At 56.9% G+C, this 288-nt stretch carries 1 pseudogene; it reads left to right on the top strand.

The features are described from left to right. Nucleotides 1–288, top strand: a pseudogene (locus ACLUWI_RS10475) (phosphopentomutase); the annotation flags it as partial.

Below are 288 nucleotides of genomic sequence, written 5' to 3' on the forward strand. Positions count from 1 at the left end.
ACACAGGTCATTCACGACTATGGCGAGCGTCAAATGGACACTGGCGAGCTGATCATCTATACTTCCGGCGATTCCGTGATGCAGATCGCGGCACATGAGGACGTCATCCCGTTGGAAGAGCTGTATGACATCTGCCGTTACGCGCGAACGCTTGTAAACGGGCCGGAATACATCGTCGGTCGAGTTATCGCGCGGCCTTTCGTGGGACCGGACAAGGATCACTTCACGCGGACGGCCAACCGGCATGACTTCAGCTTGGCACCAACTGGCAAGACGGATCTGGACCTG

Origin of the sequence: Limosilactobacillus mucosae (assembly GCF_046939755.1) — a bacterium.
GTDB lineage: Bacteria > Bacillota > Bacilli > Lactobacillales > Lactobacillaceae > Limosilactobacillus > Limosilactobacillus mucosae_A.